This window comes from Actinomadura opuntiae, assembly GCF_030283205.1.
Classification (GTDB): domain Bacteria; phylum Actinomycetota; class Actinomycetes; order Streptosporangiales; family Streptosporangiaceae; genus Spirillospora.
The window spans coordinates 187,147-206,416 of sequence record NZ_JASNWF010000013.1 but is presented as its reverse complement, the minus strand read 5'-3'; the positions used below and the strand labels follow the sequence as shown (position 1 = coordinate 206,416).

The following is a 19,270-nucleotide window of genomic DNA, read 5'->3' as shown; positions in this document are numbered from 1 at the left end:
CCGCCTGTGTCACCCACGTCCTCTCGGGCGTCGCCGCCTCCCCGACCTCCTCGGGGCGGCAGGTGTCGGTCAGGTGGCTTCGGCGGCGGTTTTGAGGCCGTTGGCCTCCATGGTGACGTAGCGGCGGGTCCGGGAGCCCAGCAGGAGGGCGACCAGTGGGGCGAGGGGGCCGGTCTGGTCGAGGGTGAGGCGGACGGTGGTGCCGCCCGATGGACGCGGGCGGACCTCGTGGCCGCCGGTGGTGGTGACGCCAGGAGAGCGGGACTGCCAGGTGAAGTTCTCGTTCTCGGTGAACGCGGTGACCGTCCAGACCGCAGCCGGCATGCCGGGCTGGCGGACGCGGGCGCGGGAGCCTTCGGGGAGCGGGCCGTCGAGCAACTCGACGCGGCTCATGGAGGCGGTCATGTCGGGCCAGCGCTCGACGTCCTTCAGCAGCTTCCAGACGGTCTCGGGGGCGGCGTCGATGTCGACGGTGACCTCGAAGTGCATGGTGGGCTCCCGGTGCTCAGTGCGGTGCGGATCCGATTCAGCAGGCCGGTGACGAGCGGGTCGTCGCCGCGGCCCGGTAGGTGGACGGCGTAGTAGGGGACGTCCGGCAGGTCGATGATCTCGCGAAGGACGACTCCGGGGGGAGGGGTGACGCAGCCGTTCACGACGGCGAGCCCGGCGCGCAGCGACACGAAATGCAGCAGCAGCGGCCAGCCCTCGGCCTCCACGGCGGCCGTCCACGGCACCTCGGCGGCGCGGAGGGCGCGTTCCAGGGCGACACGGTGCGGCCCCGACGGCGGCGGGACGACCAGGGACGCGCCGGCGAGATCGGCAAGGGCGAGCGAGCGGCGGTCCGCGAGCGGATGGTCGTCGGGCATGGCGAGAGCCTGCGGGTAGGCGGCCAGCGGGACGGCCTCCAGGTCGGACGGCAGCACGTCCAGGACCGCAACCCCGAGGTCGGCGCGGCCGGTGCGGACGGCGGTGAGCGTGCGGGCGCGGTCGCCGTTGATCAGCCGGACGCCGTGCCGGACGACGTCGCCGAGCAGGTAGAGGTAGGCGCCTTCGCCGGCGGCGAGGACGGGGAGGCGGGCCGGGGCGGTGCCGTCGAGTTCGGCGAGGAAGGCGGTGACGCGGGCGTCCAGGTCGCGGGCGAGGCGGGCGACGGCCTCGCCCGCCGGGGTCAGCGCGATGCGTCGGCCCTGCCGGGTGTAGAGGGGGCGGCCGAGGGTCTCGGCGAGCTTGCGGATCTTGACGTGCAGGGCCGGCTGGGAGATGTGCAGGTCCTCGGCGGCGCGGGTGAAGTTGAGGCGGTCGGCGAACGCGGCGAAGGAGGCGAGCGCGTCGGTGGACAGACGGCTCAGTTCCATAGCGCAGAACTATAGACCCAAGGCCGATCGATAGTTCTGCTCTAGTGGCGGTCGCGCCAGGGTTGACCGCATGGAACCTCGTCTCGGCATCGACTTCGGCCGCGTCATCCAGGGAGTCTCGGCTCCGGGGACGGACGACACGGTCTTCCTCGGCGGGTCCTTCGCGGCGGCGATGGCGTCCCCGGCGGCGGACGGCGTGTACGACGTCCTGCCGGGGCTCGTGGAGGCGTTCGGCGGACGGGCCTGGATCATCTCCAAGTGCGGCGACCGGGTCCGCGAGCGGACGCTGGCGTGGCTCGACCACCACGACTTCTACGGCCGGACGGGCCTGCCCAGAGGCAACGTCAGGTTCTGCCGGAAGCGGCCGGAAAAGGCGCTGCACTGCGCGGAGCTCGGCATCACCCACATGATCGACGACCGGCTGGACGTGCACCGGGCGATCCGCGACGTCGTCCCGCACCGGTACCTGTTCGGGCCGCAGAAGGGCGACGTCCCGGACTGGGTGCGGCACGTCCCGTCATGGGCGGACGCCTCGCTGATCAGCGAAGATATTCCGGCGGCACCGCGCCCGCGAGCCACACGCCGTTCGCGCTGACGCGGAACTCGTGGCCGTCGGCGGCCATCCGCCCGGCCTCGACGACCAGGACGGCGGGCGTACCGCGGCGCGCGCCGACGCGCCGGGCCGTCTCGGGGTCGGCGGACAGGTGGACGGCATGCCGGTCCATCCGCCGAAGCCCTTCGCGCCGGATCGACTCGACAGACCGCTCCGGCGTGCCGTGGTACAGCAGGGCGGGCGGCGCGACCACCGGGAGGTCGAGGTCGACCTCGATGCTGTGCCCCTGGACGGCCCTGATCCGGTCGCCGTCCAGCGCGTAGCGCCGCTTGTCGTTGACGGCGACCACGTGCTCCAGTTCGTCGCGCGTGATCGGGAAGCCGTGCCGCGCGGCGGCGTCGAGCAGGTCGGGGACACGGGCCCAGCCCCCGGCGTCGAGGGTGAGGCCGATGCGCTCGGGGCGGTGCCGCAGGTGCTTGGCGAGATACTTGGAGATCTTCACCGTGCGCCGCGCGTCCATGGATCCGCGACCACCCTCCCGCGCGTCCTGCCCGCCCGCGCCCTTTTCCGGGAATGCGTCAGGGCCGGTCGCGATGGACCGGCCCCGGGCGTGCGCGTGCTCCCTCGAGTCGCGCCGTGCTTACTTGGCCTGCAGGGCGGCGGCCTGCTTGGCGATGGCCGACTTGCGGTTGGCGGCCTGGTTCTTGTGGATGACGCCCTTGCTGACGGCCTTGTCCAGCTTGCGGGCGGCGACGCGCTGCGCGGCGACGGCGTTGTCGACCTCGCCGGCCTCGGCGGCCTCGCGGAACTTGCGGATCGCGGTCTTCAGCTCCGACTTGACGGCCTTGTTGCGCAGCCGCGCCTTCTCGTTCTGCTTGTTCCGCTTGATCTGGGACTTGATGTTAGCCACGTCGTAGTGCCTCAACCTTGGTTGCGATCATGGCCTGCCGACTCGGCAGGCGCGAACAGGATGTCTGACGGGGGCGGACGGTGCCCCGGGGCACGACGCTACGCCACACGCAGTCGCACAGCCTACCAATCACGCCCGTCCGCCGCGAACCGGCCAGGTGCGGGCGGGTGCGACCGGGTGCGGGCCGGCCTCCGCAGGCCCTGCACGGAGCATCGCGCGGGGCATGGGACCATGGGATGCAGATCCATTGTCCACCTGTGAGTTTGCGAACGGACCCCGGTGCCAGCGCCTGAGCCTGACAAGACCGATCCCGCGATCATCCGCAACTTCTGCATCATCGCGCACATCGACCATGGCAAGTCGACGCTCGCGGACCGCATGCTGCAGTTGACCGGTGTGGTCGAGGAGCGCCAGATGCGCGCCCAGTACCTCGACCGGATGGACATCGAGCGCGAGCGCGGCATCACGATCAAGAGCCAGGCGGTCCGGCTGCCCTGGAGCTCGGACGGCACCGACTACGTCCTGAACCTGATCGACACCCCCGGCCACGTCGACTTCTCCTACGAGGTGTCGCGGTCGCTGGCGGCGTGCGAGGGCGCGGTCCTGCTGGTGGACGCGGCGCAGGGCATCGAGGCGCAGACGCTCGCGAACCTGTACCTGGCGCTCGAGGCGGACCTGCACCTGATCCCGGTGCTGAACAAGATCGACCTGCCCGCGGCGCAGCCGGAGAAGTACGCCGAGGAGCTGGCCGGGATCATCGGCTGCGACCCCTCGGACGTGCTGCGGGTGTCGGGCAAGACCGGCGAGGGCGTCCGCGAGCTGCTCGACAAGATCGTGCGGGACGTGCCGGCGCCGGTCGGCGACCCGGACGGCCCGGCCCGCGCGCTGATCTTCGACTCGGTCTACGACACCTACCGCGGCGTGGTCTCCTACGTCCGGATCATGGACGGGCGGCTGTCGCGCCGCGAGAAGAGCCTGATGATGTCGACGGGGACCGCGCACGAGACCCTGGAGGTCGGCGTCATCTCCCCGGAGCCCAAGCCCGTGCAGGGGCTCGGCGTCGGCGAGGTCGGCTATCTGATCAGCGGGGTGAAGGACGTCCGGCAGGCGCGGGTCGGCGACACCGTGACCGTCGCGAGCCGTCCGGCGCCCGAGGCGCTCGGCGGCTACCGGGACCCGAAGCCGATGGTGTTCTCCGGCCTGTATCCGGTGGACGGCGACGAGTATCCCGAACTGCGCGACGCCCTCGACAAGCTGCAGCTGAACGACGCGGCGCTGGTCTACGAGCCGGAGACGTCGGCGGCGCTCGGGTTCGGGTTCCGCTGCGGGTTCCTCGGGCTACTGCACATGGAGATCGTCCGTGAGCGGCTGGAGCGCGAGTTCGGCCTGTCGCTGATCTCCACGGCGCCGAACGTGGTCTACCGGGTGGTCATGGAGGACGGGACGGAGCACACCGTCACCAACCCCAGCGAGTTCCCCGAGGGCAAGATCGGCGCGGTGTACGAGCCGGTCGTGAGGGCGACGCTGCTGTCCCCGAGCGACCACATCGGCGCGATCATGGAGCTGTGCCAGGGGCGGCGCGGGGTGCTGCTCGGCATGGACTACCTGTCGGAGGACCGGGTCGAGATCCGCTACACGCTGCCGCTCGCCGAGATCATCTTCGACTTCTTCGACCAGCTGAAGTCGCGGACCCGCGGGTACGCGTCGCTGGACTACGAGCCGAGCGGCGAGCAGGAGTCCGACCTGGTGAAGGTCGACATCCTGCTGCAGGGCGAGTCGGTGGACGCGTTCAGCCAGATCGTGCACAAGGACAAGTCGCGCGAGTACGGGCTGATGATGACCGCGAAGCTCAAGGAGCTCATCCCGCGGCAGCAGTACGAGGTGCCCATCCAGGCCGCGATCGGCGCGCGCATCATCGCGCGCGAGAACATCCGCGCCATTCGCAAGGACGTCCTCGCCAAGTGCTACGGCGGCGACATCTCCCGCAAGCGCAAGCTGCTGGAGAAGCAGAAGGAGGGCAAGAAGCGGATGAAGACGATCGGGCGGGTGGACGTCCCGCAGGAGGCGTTCGTCGCCGCGCTGTCGACCGGCGGCGAGTCCGCCGACAAGGGCCGCAAGTAGCTTTCCGGCAGGCCGGGCGGGCGCGGTGCCGCCGCCCGGCCCTCGGTCACTTGATCAGCGGCCAGGCGACGACGGCGGGCACCGCGCGGAACTCGCCGCGGTTGGCCGCGCGCGCGGCGTAGACCAGGAAGAACAGCACGACCGCGGTGAACAGCAGGGGCACCCAGATGAGGACCTCGACGGCGAGCGAGAGCAGGCCGCCGACGATCCAGACCGCGATCGCCGCGATGCCGATGTTCAGGCCCTGGGCGGCGTGCCGGCGGACGAACGGCGAGCGCGCCTTGCCGAGGTACACGATGCCGGGCGCGATGGCGCCGACGAGGAACTGGCCGAGGTAGGCCATCAGCGACCAGGTCCTGTCGTCGTCGCTGACGGGACCGTAGTGGCCCGGCATCGGCGTGGTGCCGGGGTGCTGCGGTGCCTGCTGCTGCCACGCCTGACCGGGCTGCTGGGGCTGCTGCCACGCCGAGTCCGGCTGCGGAGGTTGCTGCTGCCACGCCGCCCCCTGCTGAGGAGGCTGCTGCCAGGCCGATCCGGGCTGCTGCCACGGGCTCTGCTGCTGGGACGGCTGCTGCGGTTGCCGAGGCTGCTGCCATCCGGGCTGCGGGCCCTGGCCGGGCGACGGGGGAGGCCCGTAGGCCATGGCGGGTGTCCTCTCCGGGTTCGCTGAGCGAGGTGTTCGCGAAGTGTACGACTCCTTGGACGCGCCCGGAGTTCGCCCGGTTTCCCGCCTTTCCGCCCCCGCCGCCGGCGCAGAGGGCGTCAGGGACGCCAGAGGACTCCCGACGGGTTCTGCGGCGTGAGCGTGACCGAGCCCTTCCAGGTAAGGAACGACGGCTGCGGCAGGTACGAGGAGCCGAGGAAGAAGCCCCGGTTGACCGAGGTGACGGTGGCGGGCGCGCCGTTGTCGCCGAGCCCGATGGGCCGCCGGATCGCCTCGACGCTCGCGATGTCGGACGCCGTCGTACCCTCCGGCAGCTCGACCGTCGTCGCGACCGGACCGTCCCGGTCGATCGACCACGTCGGCTGGTCGTGGTCGGACCGGTAGAGCCGCGACGGGTCGGACTTCAGCCGCACCCCGAGCGCGACGCCCGGCACCGACCCGGTCCCGGTGGCGGCACCGGTCGTCTTGGCGAACTCGACGAACAGGTAGGTGCGCTGGTCGCCGACCGCCGTCGTCGCGGGGTCGGACGGGCTCTCGATCTTGCCCTCGCGGAGCATCTCCTGCGCCATCACCCGGTACGTCCAGGGCTGCTGGTCCATGACGTACTCGCGGGTGCGGTCCTGCGGGCGGGTCGCGGTGACGTCCGGCGTGAAGCGCAGCGGCGCGTCCGGCGTGATGGCGTCGCACATGTTGTTGTTCACCGTGCACGTCTGGAGCAGCGGATGGTCTGCCTCGTACTTGCCGGTGAACTGCAGCGTGGCGTGGTTGGGCGCCTGGTAGACGCCGGTGCCGTCCACCCGGTTCCCCTTGGCGTCGACCTCGACGCGGTAGATCCACTCGATGTCGGTGGTGCGGCCCCAGCGGGCCATGAGGGCGGGCGTGTCGGTGCCGCCGTCCTCGTTGCTCCAGACCACCGAGTATTCGAGGATCTGGTGGCCGGGAGTCGTGGCGGGCTTGGTCTCGTGCCAGGCGATCAGCGGAGTGTCGGTGGTGGCGTTCTGGTACGCGTCGCCGGTCAGCGCGAGGGTCCGTCCCACCACGACGGGGGCGTAGCGCAGGACGAGCTGGTCGGCGGCGGGCATCCGGACGCTCGGACGCGCCAGCCGCACGCTGCGGGCGGCGGGCGCGCTGCCCTTGGCGAACCGGAGCGTGACCTTGTGCCTGCCCCGGTCGACGTGGCCGAGGGCGAGGCTGCGGGGCGTCGGGTCGGACGACGGGACGACCAGGTCGGTGACGTGGCGGCCGTCCACCGCGATGGAGACCACGGCGGACTCGGCGCCCTTCTTCGCCCACGACACCCCGGGCGCGGACGCGGTGAAGCCGATCAGGGCCTCCCCGGCGCGGCCGGCGGAGAAGGTGAACGAGCGGGCGGGCCCGCCCCGGTGGACGTTGACGGTCCGCGGGGCCGAGGCCTGCGCGGGGGCGGCGACGGCGGCGAGGGGAGCGGCGGCGAGGGCGGCGGTGGTCAGGGCGAGGGCTGTGTGACGCGCACGGCTTCTCATGATCGGCGAACCTAGGGCGGCCGGATTGCGCCCCGGTGACGGGCAGGTCCCCGGTGCGTGTCGGGATCGTTGCCGCGAGCCGATCATCCGCCGCCGAACCCGTCCCGCTGGCTCAGGCGGTGCTCCACAGCGGGGCCAGGGAGGCCGGGAGCTGCAGCGACACGCCCGCGAACCGCGACGGCCCGTCCTCGTGCCGGACGGCGGAACGGCCCGCGGCGCGGTCGTCCGGCTCGTGGAGCGTGAGCCCCAGCGCGGGCAGCCGCACCGCCCGTCCCCGCCGCACGACCTCGTGCCCCAGCTCGGCCAGCAGCGCGGTCACGTCCCCGGACGGCTCGTCCAGCAGGTCGATCCCGTCCAGCCGGAACCGCATCTCCGGGTTGCCGCTCCAGCCGGGCCGGCGCGTCCCGCAGATCTCCGCGACCCGCTCGGCGCCGGTCGCGGACCGCTCGGTCGACAGCGACAGCATCCCGCGCCCCACCCGGACGCTGCGGTGATCGGCCCACCCGCACAGGAACTGCGCCCTCGGCGGCGGCGTCCCGCACCGCTCGGCGACCGCGGCGAGGGTCGCCCAGGCGTCCGGCGCCGGCGTGCTGAACAGCAGGTGGGCGTCCGGGAGCACGGCCCCGCGCCCCGGCTCCAGCGTGATCACGAACGGCGCGACCCGTCCCGGGAACCGCGCCGGATCGGCCTCCCGCAGCGTGACCAGGCCCTCCCACTCCACCGGGTCGTCGACCGCGAACCAGGTGATGGCGGCCTCCGCGCCGAGGTCGCCGAAGGTCGCGTCGGTGAGCCGCTCGGCGATCACGGCGCGCAGCCCCTCGGCCGTCTCGCCGAGCCGGCGCGGCCACCATGGCGGTTCGGGGTCGCGGCGCCCGCCGGTCTGCCAGCGGGTGCCGGGGACGTCGAACGCGGTGCGCCGCTCCGCGCCCTTGTCGTCCACGACGACGTAGTGCCACCCGTCCGGGCCGCCGCGCAGCAGTACCCGCGCGGGCACGCGCCCCCAGTCCACCGGCCCCTCGTTCCGCATTCGGACGACCCTATCCGCCCAAGAGGGGCGGCATGCGTCATTGCGGCCCGCGCCGCCGTCCCCGGCGCCCGGCTCGACCAAGATCGTCCCGGCTGGGCGGTGGCGGCGGCCGGCGGTTTCGCCGCGACACGGCCGGCGCTGCTCGATCCCGGCGCGGATGTCGGTACGGTCGGGGGCAGTGCTTCCCCGGGGGACGGCCCCGCACCGCGCGGGTCCGGCCTCCGCCGGGACGAGCGGCCACGACGGTACCGGAGGTTCGAGCGTGCCCCACTCCGAGCAGGTCCTGCGCTCCCCGCAGGAGCGCGAGACCGTGAACGGCGCCGTGCGCGCCCTGCGGTCGGCCGCACCCCAGGGCTGGGAGCGGCTCGGCTTCGAGTTCCGCGCCACCGTCGGCATCGACAGCGCCTCCTTCGAGGTCGAGGGCGCCGACGGCGAGCGCCGCAAGGCCACCCCGCCTGGCCAGGCCGTCGGCAAGATGGACGAGCTGCGCCGCGTCATGTACCGGCGGGGCAAGGGCGCCTGGTTCACCGCCCGGCTGGAGATCGAGCGCTCCGGCCGGTTCAGCGCCGAGTTCGACTACGACGGCGAACCCGACTTCACCCCGCCGCTCACGCCGTCCGCCTACGCGCTGGACCTGGACCGCTTCCCCCGCACCGACGCGCACATCCCCGGCTGGCTCCGCCGCAAGCTCGACGAGGCCTGACACGGCCGGACCATCCGGCCGGGCGCGGCAGACTGTAGAGGTGCCCTCCACGCTGCCCGACGGTGATCCCGTACCCGCCGACGGCGCGCTGCCCCGCAGCGCCCTGCACGGCCTGGGCACACGGCCGTTCGCGTTCTACGTGCACGTCCCGTTCTGCGTGACGCGCTGCGGATACTGCGACTTCAACACCTACACCGCCACCGAACTCGGGCCGGGCGCCAGCCGCGACTCCTATGCCGACACCGCCATCGCCGAAATCCGCATGGCCCGCAAGGTGCTCGGCGACGCGGACCTCCCCGTCGAGACGGTCTTCGTAGGCGGCGGCACACCGACCCTGCTCTCACCGGACGACCTGGGGCGCGTCCTCACGGCCATCGACACCGAATTCGGTCTCGCCCCCGGCGCCGAGGTCACCACCGAGGCCAACCCCGAATCGGTGGACGAGGCGTACGTGGCGAAGCTCCGCGAAGTCGGTTTCACACGCGTCTCCTACGGCATGCAGAGCGCGCGCGAGCACGTCCTGGCCGTCTTGGAGCGCACCCATACGCCCGGCCGCGTTCCGCAGGTCGTCGACTGGACGCGCAAGGCGGGCTTCGAGCACGTCAACCTCGACCTCATCTACGGGACGCCGGGGGAGACGGACGACGACTGGCGCGCGTCCTTGGAGGCCGCCCTCGAATGCGACCCCGACCACGTGTCCGCCTACGCGCTCATCGTCGAAGAGGGCACGCGCCTGGCGGCGCAGGTCCGTCGTGGTGAACTCGCCGCCCCGGACGACGACGCCATGGCCGACCGCTATCTGATCGCCGACGAACTCCTCAGCGCGCACGGCCTGCACTGGTACGAGATCTCCAACTGGGCCGCCGCGCCCGAGGCCGCCTGCCGCCACAACCTCCTGTACTGGACGGGCGCGGACTGGTGGGGCGTCGGCCCGGGCGCCCACAGCCACGTCGGCGGCACCCGCTGGTGGAACGTCAAGCACCCCGCCGCCTACGCCGCCCGCCTGGCCGAGGGCACCACGCCCGCGCACGCGCGCGAGATCCTCGGCGCCGACGACCGCCGCATCGAGCGCATCATGCTCGAACTCCGCCTAGCCGACGGCTGCCCCACCGACCTCCTGGACGACGCCGCCGTCCGGCGCGCCATCGCCGACGGCCTCCTCGCCCCGTCCCCCTACGAGCAAGGCCGCGCCGTCCTCACCCGCCAAGGCCGCCTCCTAGCCGACGCCCTAACCCGAGACCTGACCTGACCTGACCGTCGAGGGGCTTCCAGGGGCGCCTGAAAGCTTGAAGCTCAGCCGCCGGCCACGGGCAGGCACGCGGAGCGAGCGCAGCGAGCGGAGCGGGCCTGCCCGCCGACCGACAGGCTGTTTCGCCACGGAGCGCCAGCGGAGTGGCGAAACAGCCTGTCGGTCGCAACGGGGGTTCCAGGGGGTCGCCCCCCTGGACTAACACGTAACGAAGTCGATCAGCTCCTCCACCCTGCCGAGCAGGGCGGGTTCGAGGTCGGTGTAGGCGTTGACGGAGCCGAGGATGCGTTTCCAGGCCGCGCCCGTCTCGCAGTCCCAGCCGAGCGCTTCGACGACGACTTCCTTCCACGGGATGCCGCGGGGGACGCGGGGCCAGGCGGGGATGCCGACGGCGGCGGGCTTGACGGCCTCCCAGATGTCGATGAACGGGTGGCCCGTCACCAGGACGTGCGGGGAGGACACCTGCGCGGCGATCCGGCTCTCCTTGGACCCCTCCACGAGGTGGTCGACCAGGACGCCGAGGCGGCGGCCCTCCTCGGGGGCGAACTCCTCGACGATGGCGGGCAGATCGTCCACGCCCTCCAGGTACTCGACGACGACGCCCTCGACGCGCAGGTCGTGGCCCCAGATCTTCTCCACCAGCTCGGCGTCGTGGAGGCCCTCGACGTAGATCCGGCTCTCCTTGGCGACCTGCGCGCGCAGCCCCTGCACGGCGATCGACCCCGAGGCCGAGCGGGCGGGCCCGGTGGGCGCGGCGGCCGGCCGGACGAGGGTGACCGGCTTGCCGTCGATCAGGAACCCGGCCTTGGTGAGCGGGAACACGCGGCGCTTGCCGAACCGGTCCTCCAGCGTGACGCCGAACTTGTCGCAGCCGACGACGGCGCCGCAGAAGCCGCTGTCGGGGTCCTCGGCGACCAGGCCGGATTCGGCCGGGACCTCCGGGATCTGCCCCTTGCGGGGGCGGCGCCAGTCGCCGGCGAGCACGTCGTTTCCGTAGTTGTCGCTCCGCACGGTTCCGCACCCTAACGGCCGGGATAAGATCACGCAGCCGCGCGCCCGGGCACGGACGGCCGCGGACCCCCGGAACGTCCCCGCCGGGCCGTACACTTGGCACTCGGAACTTCGGAGTGCCAGCAACGCCCCGGCGGCGGTATACCTGGACGTGAGGACCTGTGGAAGGTGCAGAAGGAGGTGACCGGGTGCTTGACGACCGGAAGCTCGCGGTACTGCGCGCCATAGTCGAGGACTACGTCTCCACGAACGAGCCGGTGGGCTCCAAGGCGCTCGTGGACCGGCACAACCTCGGAGTGTCCTCGGCCACCATCCGCAACGACATGGCGGTCCTGGAGGAGCAGGGGTACATCGCCCAGCCGCACACCAGCGCGGGGCGCGTCCCCACCGACAAGGGATACCGGCTGTTCGTCGACCGGCTGTCCACGATCAAGCCGCTGTCGATCGCCGAGCGCCGCGCGATCGAGACGTTCCTGTCCGGCGCCTACGACCTGGACGACATCGTCGGCCGCACCGTCCGGCTGCTGGCGCAGCTGACGCGGCAGGTCGCGGTCGTGCAGTACCCGTCGCTGACCCGCTCGTCGGTGCGGCACGTGGAGCTGGTCCCGGTCGCCGAGGGCCGGCTGCTGCTGGTGCTGATCACCAACACCGGCCGGGTGGAGCAGCGCGTCATCGAGACCGGGAAGATCTCCGAGGAATCGGTGGGGCACCTGCGGGCGTTGCTCAACACGTGCCTGGACGGGCTGGGCTTCGGCGACGTGCCGTCGGCCGTGGCGGACCTGCCGGACAAGGTGGACCCGGACGAGCGTCCGGTCGCCGCCGCGGTCCTGTCGGTCCTGCTGGAGACGCTCGTCGAGAACCACGAGGAGAAGATCGTCTTCGCCGGGGCGGCGAACCTGGCCGCGGTCGACTTCTCCCAGAGCCTGCGGGAGGTGCTGGTGGCGTTGGAGGAACAGGTCGTGCTCATGCGGCTGCTCGGCGAGACCGGCGACTCCTCTACTCTTACGGTGCGGATCGGCACCGAGAACCCCGACGAGGGGCTCCGATCGACCTCGGTCGTCGCCGCCGACTACGGCGTCGGCGACCTCACCCTGGCCCGGCTCGGCGTACTCGGGCCGACACGCATGGACTACCCCGGCACGATGGGAGCGGTACGGGCAGTGGCACGCTACGTGGGACAGATCCTGGCGGGGTCGTAAGTGGCCAACGACTACTACGCGACCCTCGGCGTCCGCCGGGACGCCAGCGCCGACGAGGTCAAGAAGGCGTACCGGCGGCTCGCCCGCGAGCTGCACCCGGACGTCAACCCCGACCCGGAGACGCAGGAGAAGTTCAAGGAGATCACCCAGGCCTACGAGGTGCTCTCCGACCCCAGGAAGCGCGAGATGTACGACCTCGGCGCGGACCCGTTCGCGCCGGGCGGCGCGGGGGCGGGCGCCGGCGGCTTCGGCGGCGCGGGGTTCCCGTTCAGCGACATCATGGACGCCTTCTTCGGCACCGCGACCTCGCGCGGCCCGCGCTCGCGGGCGCGCCGCGGCCGCAACGCGACGCTGCGCGTCGAGCTGGACCTGGCGGAGACGGCGTTCGGGACGACCCGCGAGCTGTCCATCGACACCGCGGTCGCCTGCACCACCTGCGAGGGGTCCGGCTGCGCGCCCGGCACGCACCCGGAGACCTGCGAGACCTGCCACGGCCGCGGCGAGGTGCAGCAGGTGCAGCGCTCCTTCCTCGGCCAGGTCATGACCGCCCGGCCGTGCCCCGCCTGCGGCGGGTTCGGCTCGGTGATCCGGCACCCGTGCACCGAGTGCTCCGGCGACGGCCGGGTCCGCACCCGGCGCACCGTCAAGGTCAAGATCCCGGCGGGCGTGGAGAACGGCATCCACATCCAGCTGGCCGGCGAGGGCGAGGTCGGCCCGGGCGGCGGCCCGCCCGGCGACCTGTTCCTGGAGATCGCCGAGAAGCCGCACCCGATCTTCGAGCGGGAGGGCGACGACCTGCACTGCACGGTCGAGATCCCGATGACCGCCGCCGCGCTCGGCACCAGCGTCACGATCGAGACGCTGGACGCCGCCGAGGAGGTCGACATCAAGCCCGGCACCCAGTCCGGCCAGGTCATCACGCTCTACAACCGGGGCGTGCGGCACCTCAACGAGTCCGGCCGCGGCGACCTGATGATCCACGTGAACGTGGAGACGCCGAACCGGCTCGACGAGGAGCAGGAGGAACTGCTGCGCCGGCTCGCCGCGCTCCGCGGCGAGGAGCGCCCGCCCGGCAAGTTCGCGCCGGGGCAGCGCGGCATGTTCTCGCGCCTGCGGGACGTGTTCAACCAGCACTGAAGAGCCACGGTGTCGGCCTACCAGGAGGGCCGCGACGGCACGCCGCCGGCCGCCGGCGGGCGCGCGGGCGGCGGCCCGGGAGGAGCGGGATGAGCCCGCCGGTGTTCCTCGCCGATCCCGGCCGGCTGCGCGCCGACCGGGTCGTGCTAGACGGCGCCGAGGGCCGGCACGCCGCGGCCGTGCGTCGGCTGCGGCCCGGTGAGCGGGTCGACCTGACCGACGGGGACGGGCTGCTCGCCGAGTGCGTCGTCGCCGCCGCCGACCGCGCGGCCCTGACCCTGGACGTGCTGGCCCGCCGCGTCGAGCCGGCGCCCTCGCCCCGCCTGGTCGTCGTCCAGGCGCTGCCGAAGGGCGACCGGGGCGAGCTCGCGGTGGAGACCATGACCGAGGCCGGCATCGACGAGATCGTCCCGTGGGCGGCGGCCCGGTGCGTCACCCAGTGGCGCCCGGAACGCCGCGAGAAGGCGCTCGGGCGGTGGCGCGGCACGGCCCGGGAGGCCGCCAAGCAGGCCCGCCGCAGCCGGCTGCCGCAGGTGGCGGACCTGGCGGCCACCGCCGACGTCGCCGCGCGGATCGCCGCCGCGCCGCTCGCGCTCGTCCTGCACGAGGACGCGGAGGAGCGGCTCAGCGCCGTGCGGCCGCCCGCCGAGGGCGACATCGTCCTGGTGGTCGGCCCCGAGGGCGGGATCGCCGAGGACGAGCTCGAACGTTTCGCGGCCGCGGGCGCGCGGACGGTCCGGCTCGGCCCGACCGTCCTGCGCACCTCGACCGCCGGGGTCGCCGCCGCGTCCGTGCTGATGGCCGCCACCGGCCGCTGGTGACCCGCGCCCGGCCGGGCGCGGGCCGGGCCGGTCAGGGGGCGGAGGCGCCGGCCCCCTGGTCGGCGGTGGTGGCCGGGGTGGAGCTGGCGGGCGGCGTCGGCTGCTCGGTCGGCTGCGTCGGCGTGGACGGCGGGGGCGTCGTCGGCGTCTGCGTCGGCGTCGGGCTCGTGGTCGGGCTGCCGCTCGGGCACGGCGAGGCGGACGCCTTCGCGCCGCCCCTGGACGACGAGCCGGACCCGGACGCCTTCGCGCCGGTGCCCGCGGACGGGGAACCGCACGGCGTCGGCCCGGTCGAGGTCGTCGGCGACGACGAGGCCGACGTGCTCGGCGACCCCGACGCGTCGGGCTGCGAAGCCCGGGGCGAGCCGGGCACGACGGGATTGCCCTGGGAGTCGACGTGGTCGCCGGCGTGGGCGTTGCGGTCGTTGTCCGACGGCCCGTTACTGCCGACCGAATGCTGGATCAGGTCGATCGTGTGCGGCGCGGTCACGCCGAGGCCGGCTATGGCCACGGCCGCGGCCACGGCGAGCGCGGGCCGCGCCCAGGTCAGGGCGAACCGGTCCAGGCCGTACCAGGCCGTGCCGAACCGTTCCAGGCCGAACCAGCGCCGGCGGCGCGGGTCGGCGATGCGGGCCCGGATGCGCTCCAGGCCGTCGTCGGCGGGGGTGACCGAGTCCGCCTCCGCGTGCAGGGCGCGGCGGAGGATCTCGCCGTGCTCGTCGTGGGGGTCGGTGGTCATGAGAACTGCTCCAGGACGTTGCGTAGCGCGGTCATGCCGCGCGCCGTATGACTCTTCACGGCGCCGCGGGAGATGCCCATGGCGTTGGCGATCTCCGCTTCGGACAGATCGGCGTAGTAGCGGAGCACGAGCGCCTCCCGCTGGCGGGCGGGGAGGCGGGAGAGCGCGTCGATCACCGCCGAGCGTTCCAGCTCGCCGATCGCTCCGGCCTCCGCGCTCGGCGCGTCCGGCAGCCCCTTCGGGGCGTACTTCTCGACGACGGCGCGGTGCCGCAGCACCGATCGCGACCGGTTGACCACGGACTGGCGCAGGTAGGACAGGGCCTTGTCGGGGTCGCGCAGGCGGCGCCAGCCGCCGTGCATCGCCACGAACGCGTCCTGGACGACCTCCTCGGCCGTCCCGGAGTCGCGCACGAGCATGGCGGCGAGACGCACGAGCGAGCGGTAGTTGGCGCTGTAGAGCGCGGTCACCGCCTGATCGGCGTCCCAGGCGACGGCCACGGCCCCCGCCGTTCCCCTGGCCACGAGGGTCTCGGTCACGTCAGTGGGACGCGCACCCTCGCCGTTGGGTTTACGAAAGGGCATGTTCTTGAGGACCTCGGTCACCTATCCGCCGCCTTCACCGCCCCCGGGCCGCCCATTCGGGCGAGCCGTTCGGACCGGCATCGAATCGGGTTTCCCCCACCCGCGCGAGCGCGCGGCAACGCCCTCGGACCGGGGGGTACGCCCTGAGTTGACAACCTTAACCAGTGGCCGGTCGGAATGCGGCTCGACAACCGGAGATCGACGCCGGAAACATTAGCGATCTTGGGGCGTCGCGGGCCATCCCCGCGGTGGTCTCGATAGGATCTCGGACGCGGCCAGGGCCGCCGTGAGGGGAGACAGATGACCGACTGCCTGTTCTGCAAGATCGTTTCCGGGGACGTGCCCGCCAAGGTCGTCCGGGACTCCGCGCGCGTGCTGGCGTTCCGCGACATCAACCCGCAGGCGCCCACGCACGTGCTGGTCATCCCCAAGGACCACCACCCCACGGCCGCCGAGCTGGCCGCCGCCGACCCGGCGCTGCTGGCCGAGGTGCTCGGCGAGGCGCACCGGGTCGCGGTGGACGAGGGGATCGACGGCACCGGCTACCGGATCGTCTTCAACACCGGCGCCCAGGCCGGCCAGACCGTCTTCCACGTGCACGCGCACGTGCTCGGCGGGCGTGGCCTGAACTGGCCGCCCGGCTGACCGCCCGCCCGGCCGCCCGGCCGGGCCGACCGACCGAGGTCCGGCCGGCCCGCGCCGGTCCCGCGGGCGCCGCGGCGGGCGCGCGCAAAAGCGGCGGCGTTCCGTCGGGGGGTCCCAGTACCATGGAAACGCAACCCTGGACACCCGGAGCGAACAGAAGGCAGGTCGGAGAGGCCGCAAGGCCCGGCTGATGGTCGAATCAACTCACACGAGGTCAACTCGTACCGGGCGCGACGACCGTGCGGGCGCGCGCTCCCAGATCAAGATCGTGGTGCCGGACGACCATTCGATGGTGAGCCTGCTGGGCTCGCGGGACGAGCTGCTGCACGCGGTCGAGCGCGCCTTCGGCAGCGACGTCGACGTGCACGTCCGCGGCAACGAGATCACCGTGACCGGCCCGCAGGAGCAGACCGATCTGGCGTCCCGGCTGTTCACCGAGATGCTCGAGCTGCTCAAGAACGGCACCCAGCTCACCCCCGACGCGGTCGAGCGCAGCCTGGCGATGCTGCGCGGCGAGGGCGGCGAGCGCCCGGCGGAGGTCCTCACCCTGGACGTGCTGTCCAGCCGGGGCCGCACCATCCGCCCGAAGACGCTGAACCAGCGCCGCTACGTCGACGCGATCGACAAGCACACGATCGTGTTCGGCATCGGCCCCGCGGGCACCGGCAAGACCTACCTGGCGATGGCCAAGGCCGTCCGCGCGCTGCAGGACAAGAAGGTCAACCGGATCATCCTGACGCGCCCGGCGGTCGAGGCGGGCGAGCGGCTCGGCTTCCTGCCCGGCACGCTCTACGAGAAGATCGACCCGTACCTGCGGCCGCTGTACGACGCGCTGCACGACATGGTCGACCCCGACTCGATCCCGCGCCTGATGGCCGCCGGCACCATCGAGGTCGCCCCCCTGGCGTACATGCGCGGCCGGACGCTGAACGACTCGTTCATCATCCTGGACGAGGCGCAGAACACCTCGCCCGAGCAGATGAAGATGTTCCTCACCCGGCTCGGGTTCGGGTCGAAGGTCGTGGTGACCGGCGACGTCACCCAGGTCGACCTGCCGAACGGGCAGCTGAGCGGGCTGCGCGTCGTCCAGGACATCCTGGACGGCGTCGAGGACATCCACTTCTCCCGGCTGAACAGCCACGACGTCGTCCGGCACAAGCTGGTGACCGACATCGTCGACGCCTACAACCGCTACGACGAGGCGCGGGTGCCGGAGCTGAAGCAGGGCGCCGGCGGCCGCGGCGCGCCGCGCAAGCGGGGGCGGCAGTGAGCATCGAGGTGCTGAACGAGTCCGGCGTCGAGGTCGACGAGGAGAACCTCGCCGGCCTCGCCCGCCACGTCCTGGACGGGATGCGCGTGCACCCCCTCGCCGAGCTGTCGATCCTGCTCGTCGACGAGGACGCGATGACCGAGCTGCACGAGAAGTGGATGGACGAGCCCGGCCCCACCGACGTGCTGTCGTTCCCGATGGACGAGCTGCGCCCCGGCCACATGTCCGGCGGCGCCGACGAGGACGGCGAGACCGACCCGGGCCTGCTCGGGGACGTCGTGCTGTGCCCGCCGGTGGCCGAGCGGCAGGCGAAGGAGGCCGGGCACGGCACCGCGGCCGAGCTGGAGCTGCTGACCGCGCACGGCATCCTGCACCTGCTCGGCTACGACCACGCGGAGCCCGAGGAGCACAAGGAGATGTTCGGCCTGCAGGCCGGGCTGCTCGCCTCCTGGCGGGGGGAACGCGGCCGCTGATGAGCACCGCGCAGGGGTGGCTGTCCGCCCTGGCGGTGGGCCTGGTCCTGATGGCGGGCCTGCTGGCCGGCGCCGAGACCGCGCTCGCCCGGGTCTCCCGGGTCACCGTCGAGGAACTCGTCCGGGAGAACCGGCGCGGCGCCGGCAAGCTCGCCGAGGTCGTCGCCGACCCGGCCCGCTACGTCAACATGGTCCTGCTGCTGCGGATCGGCTGCGAGCTGGTCGCCACGGTGATCGTCGCGGACCTGTGCATCTCGTGGCTGGACGAGACGTGGCGCGCCTACGTCGTCGCCGCCGCGGTCATGATCGTGGTCAGCTACGTCGTCATCGGGGTGGGGCCGCGCACCCTCGGCATCCAGCACGCCGGCCGGATCGCGCTGGCCGGCGCCGCGGTGATCCACCCGATCACCCGGGTGCTCGGGCCGCTGCCCCGGCTGCTGATCGCGCTCGGCAACGCCCTCACCCCGGGCCGCGGGTTCCGCGAGGGACCCTTCGCGTCCGAGGCCGAGCTGCGCGACCTGGTCGACCTCGCCGAGCAGCGCAGCCTGATCGAGCCGGACGAGCGGCAGATGATCCACTCGGTGTTCGAGCTGGGCGACACCCTCGTCCGCGAGGTGATGGTGCCGCGCACCGACATCGTGTTCATCGAGCGCGGCAAGACGCTTCGGCAGGCCATGTCGCTGGCGCTGCGCAGCGGCTTCTCCCGCATCCCGGTCGTCGGCGAGAACGAGGACGACGTCGTCGGCATCGCCTACCTCAAGGACGTCGTCCGCCGCAGCCAGGAGAACCCCGGCCGGGAGACCGTCGAGACGGTCGGCTCGGTCATGCGGGACGCGACCTACGTCCCCGACAGCAAGCCGATCGACGAGCTGCTCCGCGAGATGCAGGCCCGCCAGATCCACCTCGCGGTCGTCATCGACGAGTACGGCGGCACCGCCGGCCTGGTCACCATCGAGGACATCCTCGAGGAGATCGTCGGCGAGATCACCGACGAGTACGACGTGGAGATCCCGCCGGTGACCTGGCTCGACGACGGCGCCGCCCGCGTCACCGCCCGCCTTCCGGTGGAGGACCTCGCCGAGCTGTTCGACGTCGAACTGGACGCCGAGGAGGTCGAGACGGTCGGCGGCCTGCTCGCGCACGCCCTCGGCCGCGTCCCGATCGAGGGCTCCACCGCCGAGGTCGGCCCCGCCGAAGGCGAGACCCCCGTCCTGTCCCTCAAGGCCGAGACCATAGCCGGCCGCCGCAACCGCATCGGCACGGTTCTAGTCCGCCGGTTGGGCTGACCCAGGGGGTTGTGTTTTCCC

General features: G+C 72.8%; 21 protein-coding genes. 11 read left to right on the top strand and 10 right to left on the bottom strand.

From position 1 onward, the window contains the following. Positions 1-69: 69 nt before the first annotated feature. A complete protein-coding gene (locus QP089_RS27790; RefSeq protein ID WP_285915305.1) occupies positions 70-489 on the bottom strand; it encodes an SRPBCC family protein in 420 nt (139 codons plus the stop codon). Then, complete coding sequence (locus QP089_RS27785; RefSeq protein WP_285915303.1) at positions 429-1,355, bottom strand: LysR family transcriptional regulator; 927 nt, start codon at positions 1,353-1,355, stop codon at positions 429-431. The genes QP089_RS27790 and QP089_RS27785 overlap by 61 nt, the downstream gene beginning before the upstream one ends. Before the next feature lie 70 nt (positions 1,356-1,425). Between QP089_RS27785 and QP089_RS27780 the strand changes: the two genes are divergently transcribed. Continuing rightward, the gene (locus QP089_RS27780) at positions 1,426-1,950 is read left to right on the top strand and encodes a hypothetical protein (protein WP_285915301.1); all 525 of its coding nucleotides are present in this window, start codon (positions 1,426-1,428) and stop codon (positions 1,948-1,950) included. On the opposite strand, the gene QP089_RS27775 is transcribed toward QP089_RS27780, so the two are convergent. Continuing rightward, the gene (locus QP089_RS27775) at positions 1,895-2,428 is read right to left on the bottom strand and encodes an RNA 2'-phosphotransferase (protein WP_285915300.1); all 534 of its coding nucleotides are present in this window, start codon (positions 2,426-2,428) and stop codon (positions 1,895-1,897) included. The genes QP089_RS27780 and QP089_RS27775 overlap by 56 nt on opposite strands. Before the next feature lie 120 nt (positions 2,429-2,548). Then, a complete protein-coding gene (rpsT, locus tag QP089_RS27770; RefSeq protein ID WP_285915298.1) occupies positions 2,549-2,818 on the bottom strand; it encodes a 30S ribosomal protein S20 in 270 nt (89 codons plus the stop codon). A 279-nt stretch (positions 2,819-3,097) separates the two neighbouring features. Between rpsT and lepA the strand changes: the two genes are divergently transcribed. Next, positions 3,098-4,939: a translation elongation factor 4 gene (gene lepA, locus QP089_RS27765; RefSeq protein ID WP_285915296.1), complete on the top strand. Its 1,842-nt coding sequence runs from the start codon at positions 3,098-3,100 to the stop codon at positions 4,937-4,939. Positions 4,940-4,985: 46 nt separating this feature from the next. Here lepA and QP089_RS27760 read toward each other — a convergent pair whose 3' ends face one another. The 3 genes from QP089_RS27760 to QP089_RS27750 all read right to left on the bottom strand — a co-directional run bounded on the left by QP089_RS27760 (position 4,986) and on the right by QP089_RS27750 (position 8,132). Continuing rightward, the gene (locus QP089_RS27760; protein WP_285915294.1) at positions 4,986-5,582 is read right to left on the bottom strand and encodes a DUF4870 domain-containing protein; all 597 of its coding nucleotides are present in this window, start codon (positions 5,580-5,582) and stop codon (positions 4,986-4,988) included. 119 nt (positions 5,583-5,701) lie between these two features. Continuing rightward, a complete protein-coding gene (locus QP089_RS27755; RefSeq protein WP_285915292.1) occupies positions 5,702-7,105 on the bottom strand; it encodes a hypothetical protein in 1,404 nt (467 codons plus the stop codon). Between the two features lie 112 nt (positions 7,106-7,217). Next, positions 7,218-8,132 carry a hypothetical protein gene (locus QP089_RS27750; RefSeq protein ID WP_285915291.1) on the bottom strand — a complete coding sequence of 305 codons (915 nt, stop codon included), beginning with the start codon at positions 8,130-8,132 and terminating at the stop codon, positions 7,218-7,220. Between the two features lie 262 nt (positions 8,133-8,394). Here QP089_RS27750 and QP089_RS27745 point away from each other — a divergent pair, with 262 nt between their 5' ends. Together QP089_RS27745 and hemW are read left to right on the top strand one after the other, a co-directional pair. Further along, positions 8,395-8,835: an antitoxin YezG family protein gene (locus QP089_RS27745; RefSeq protein ID WP_285915290.1), complete on the top strand. Its 441-nt coding sequence runs from the start codon at positions 8,395-8,397 to the stop codon at positions 8,833-8,835. Between the two features lie 40 nt (positions 8,836-8,875). Beyond that, positions 8,876-10,084: a radical SAM family heme chaperone HemW gene (gene hemW, locus QP089_RS27740; RefSeq protein WP_285915288.1), complete on the top strand. Its 1,209-nt coding sequence runs from the start codon at positions 8,876-8,878 to the stop codon at positions 10,082-10,084. A 198-nt stretch (positions 10,085-10,282) separates the two neighbouring features. On the opposite strand, the gene QP089_RS27735 is transcribed toward hemW, so the two are convergent. Next, positions 10,283-11,095, bottom strand: a complete 813-nt coding sequence (locus QP089_RS27735) for a DUF3097 domain-containing protein (RefSeq protein ID WP_285915286.1) — start codon at positions 11,093-11,095, stop codon at positions 10,283-10,285. A gap of 188 nt (positions 11,096-11,283) precedes the next feature. Here QP089_RS27735 and hrcA point away from each other — a divergent pair, with 188 nt between their 5' ends. The 3 genes from hrcA (at position 11,284) to QP089_RS27720 (ending at position 14,252) form a co-directional block, all read left to right on the top strand. Next, positions 11,284-12,294 (top strand): heat-inducible transcriptional repressor HrcA, encoded by a 1,011-nt coding sequence (gene hrcA, locus QP089_RS27730; protein WP_285915284.1) that lies wholly within the window; start codon positions 11,284-11,286, stop codon positions 12,292-12,294. Beyond that, the gene (gene dnaJ / locus QP089_RS27725; protein ID WP_285915283.1) at positions 12,295-13,431 is read left to right on the top strand and encodes a molecular chaperone DnaJ; all 1,137 of its coding nucleotides are present in this window, start codon (positions 12,295-12,297) and stop codon (positions 13,429-13,431) included. Positions 13,432-13,520: 89 nt separating this feature from the next. Continuing rightward, a complete protein-coding gene (locus QP089_RS27720; protein WP_285915281.1) occupies positions 13,521-14,252 on the top strand; it encodes a 16S rRNA (uracil(1498)-N(3))-methyltransferase in 732 nt (243 codons plus the stop codon). A 31-nt stretch (positions 14,253-14,283) separates the two neighbouring features. On the opposite strand, the gene QP089_RS27715 is transcribed toward QP089_RS27720, so the two are convergent. Continuing rightward, complete coding sequence (locus QP089_RS27715) at positions 14,284-14,991, bottom strand: hypothetical protein (RefSeq protein WP_285915280.1); 708 nt, start codon at positions 14,989-14,991, stop codon at positions 14,284-14,286. Beyond that, entirely contained in the window at positions 14,988-15,575 is a 588-nt protein-coding gene (locus tag QP089_RS27710) for a SigE family RNA polymerase sigma factor (RefSeq protein ID WP_151538426.1), read from the bottom strand. Before QP089_RS27710 ends, QP089_RS27715 begins: the two co-directional genes overlap by 4 nt. 300 nt (positions 15,576-15,875) lie before the next feature. Here QP089_RS27710 and QP089_RS27705 point away from each other — a divergent pair, with 300 nt between their 5' ends. The 4 genes from QP089_RS27705 to QP089_RS27690 all read left to right on the top strand — a co-directional run bounded on the left by QP089_RS27705 (position 15,876) and on the right by QP089_RS27690 (position 19,249). Further along, positions 15,876-16,220, top strand: a complete 345-nt coding sequence (locus QP089_RS27705; protein WP_285915277.1) for a histidine triad nucleotide-binding protein — start codon at positions 15,876-15,878, stop codon at positions 16,218-16,220. Positions 16,221-16,410: 190 nt separating this feature from the next. Continuing rightward, entirely contained in the window at positions 16,411-17,490 is a 1,080-nt protein-coding gene (locus tag QP089_RS27700; RefSeq protein ID WP_285915275.1) for a PhoH family protein, read from the top strand. Beyond that, on the top strand, positions 17,487-17,963 hold the full coding sequence (ybeY, locus tag QP089_RS27695) for an rRNA maturation RNase YbeY (RefSeq protein ID WP_285915274.1): 477 nt from the start codon (positions 17,487-17,489) through the stop codon (positions 17,961-17,963). The genes QP089_RS27700 and ybeY overlap by 4 nt, the downstream gene beginning before the upstream one ends. After that, the gene (locus QP089_RS27690) at positions 17,963-19,249 is read left to right on the top strand and encodes a hemolysin family protein (RefSeq protein WP_285915272.1); all 1,287 of its coding nucleotides are present in this window, start codon (positions 17,963-17,965) and stop codon (positions 19,247-19,249) included. The genes ybeY and QP089_RS27690 overlap by 1 nt, the downstream gene beginning before the upstream one ends. Positions 19,250-19,270: the final 21 nt, after the last annotated feature.

Excerpts from the sequence above, each read along its gene's own strand:
- QP089_RS27790 (WP_285915305.1), bottom strand. The coding sequence starts at position 489 with ATGCACTTCGAGGTCACCGTCGACATCGACGCCGCCCCCGAGACCGTC.
- QP089_RS27785 (WP_285915303.1), bottom strand. The coding sequence starts at position 1,355 with ATGGAACTGAGCCGTCTGTCCACCGACGCGCTCGCCTCCTTCGCCGCG.
- QP089_RS27780 (WP_285915301.1), top strand. The coding sequence starts at position 1,426 with ATGGAACCTCGTCTCGGCATCGACTTCGGCCGCGTCATCCAGGGAGTC.
- QP089_RS27775 (WP_285915300.1), bottom strand. The coding sequence starts at position 2,428 with ATGGACGCGCGGCGCACGGTGAAGATCTCCAAGTATCTCGCCAAGCAC.
- QP089_RS27760 (WP_285915294.1), bottom strand. The coding sequence starts at position 5,582 with ATGGCCTACGGGCCTCCCCCGTCGCCCGGCCAGGGCCCGCAGCCCGGA.
- QP089_RS27755 (WP_285915292.1), bottom strand. The coding sequence starts at position 7,105 with ATGAGAAGCCGTGCGCGTCACACAGCCCTCGCCCTGACCACCGCCGCC.
- QP089_RS27750 (WP_285915291.1), bottom strand. The coding sequence starts at position 8,132 with ATGCGGAACGAGGGGCCGGTGGACTGGGGGCGCGTGCCCGCGCGGGTA.
- QP089_RS27720 (WP_285915281.1), top strand. The coding sequence starts at position 13,521 with ATGAGCCCGCCGGTGTTCCTCGCCGATCCCGGCCGGCTGCGCGCCGAC.
- QP089_RS27715 (WP_285915280.1), bottom strand. The coding sequence starts at position 14,991 with ATGACCACCGACCCCCACGACGAGCACGGCGAGATCCTCCGCCGCGCC.
- QP089_RS27710 (WP_151538426.1), bottom strand. The coding sequence starts at position 15,575 with ATGCCCTTTCGTAAACCCAACGGCGAGGGTGCGCGTCCCACTGACGTG.
- QP089_RS27705 (WP_285915277.1), top strand. The coding sequence starts at position 15,876 with ATGACCGACTGCCTGTTCTGCAAGATCGTTTCCGGGGACGTGCCCGCC.
- QP089_RS27700 (WP_285915275.1), top strand. The coding sequence starts at position 16,411 with ATGGTCGAATCAACTCACACGAGGTCAACTCGTACCGGGCGCGACGAC.
- QP089_RS27690 (WP_285915272.1), top strand. The coding sequence starts at position 17,963 with ATGAGCACCGCGCAGGGGTGGCTGTCCGCCCTGGCGGTGGGCCTGGTC.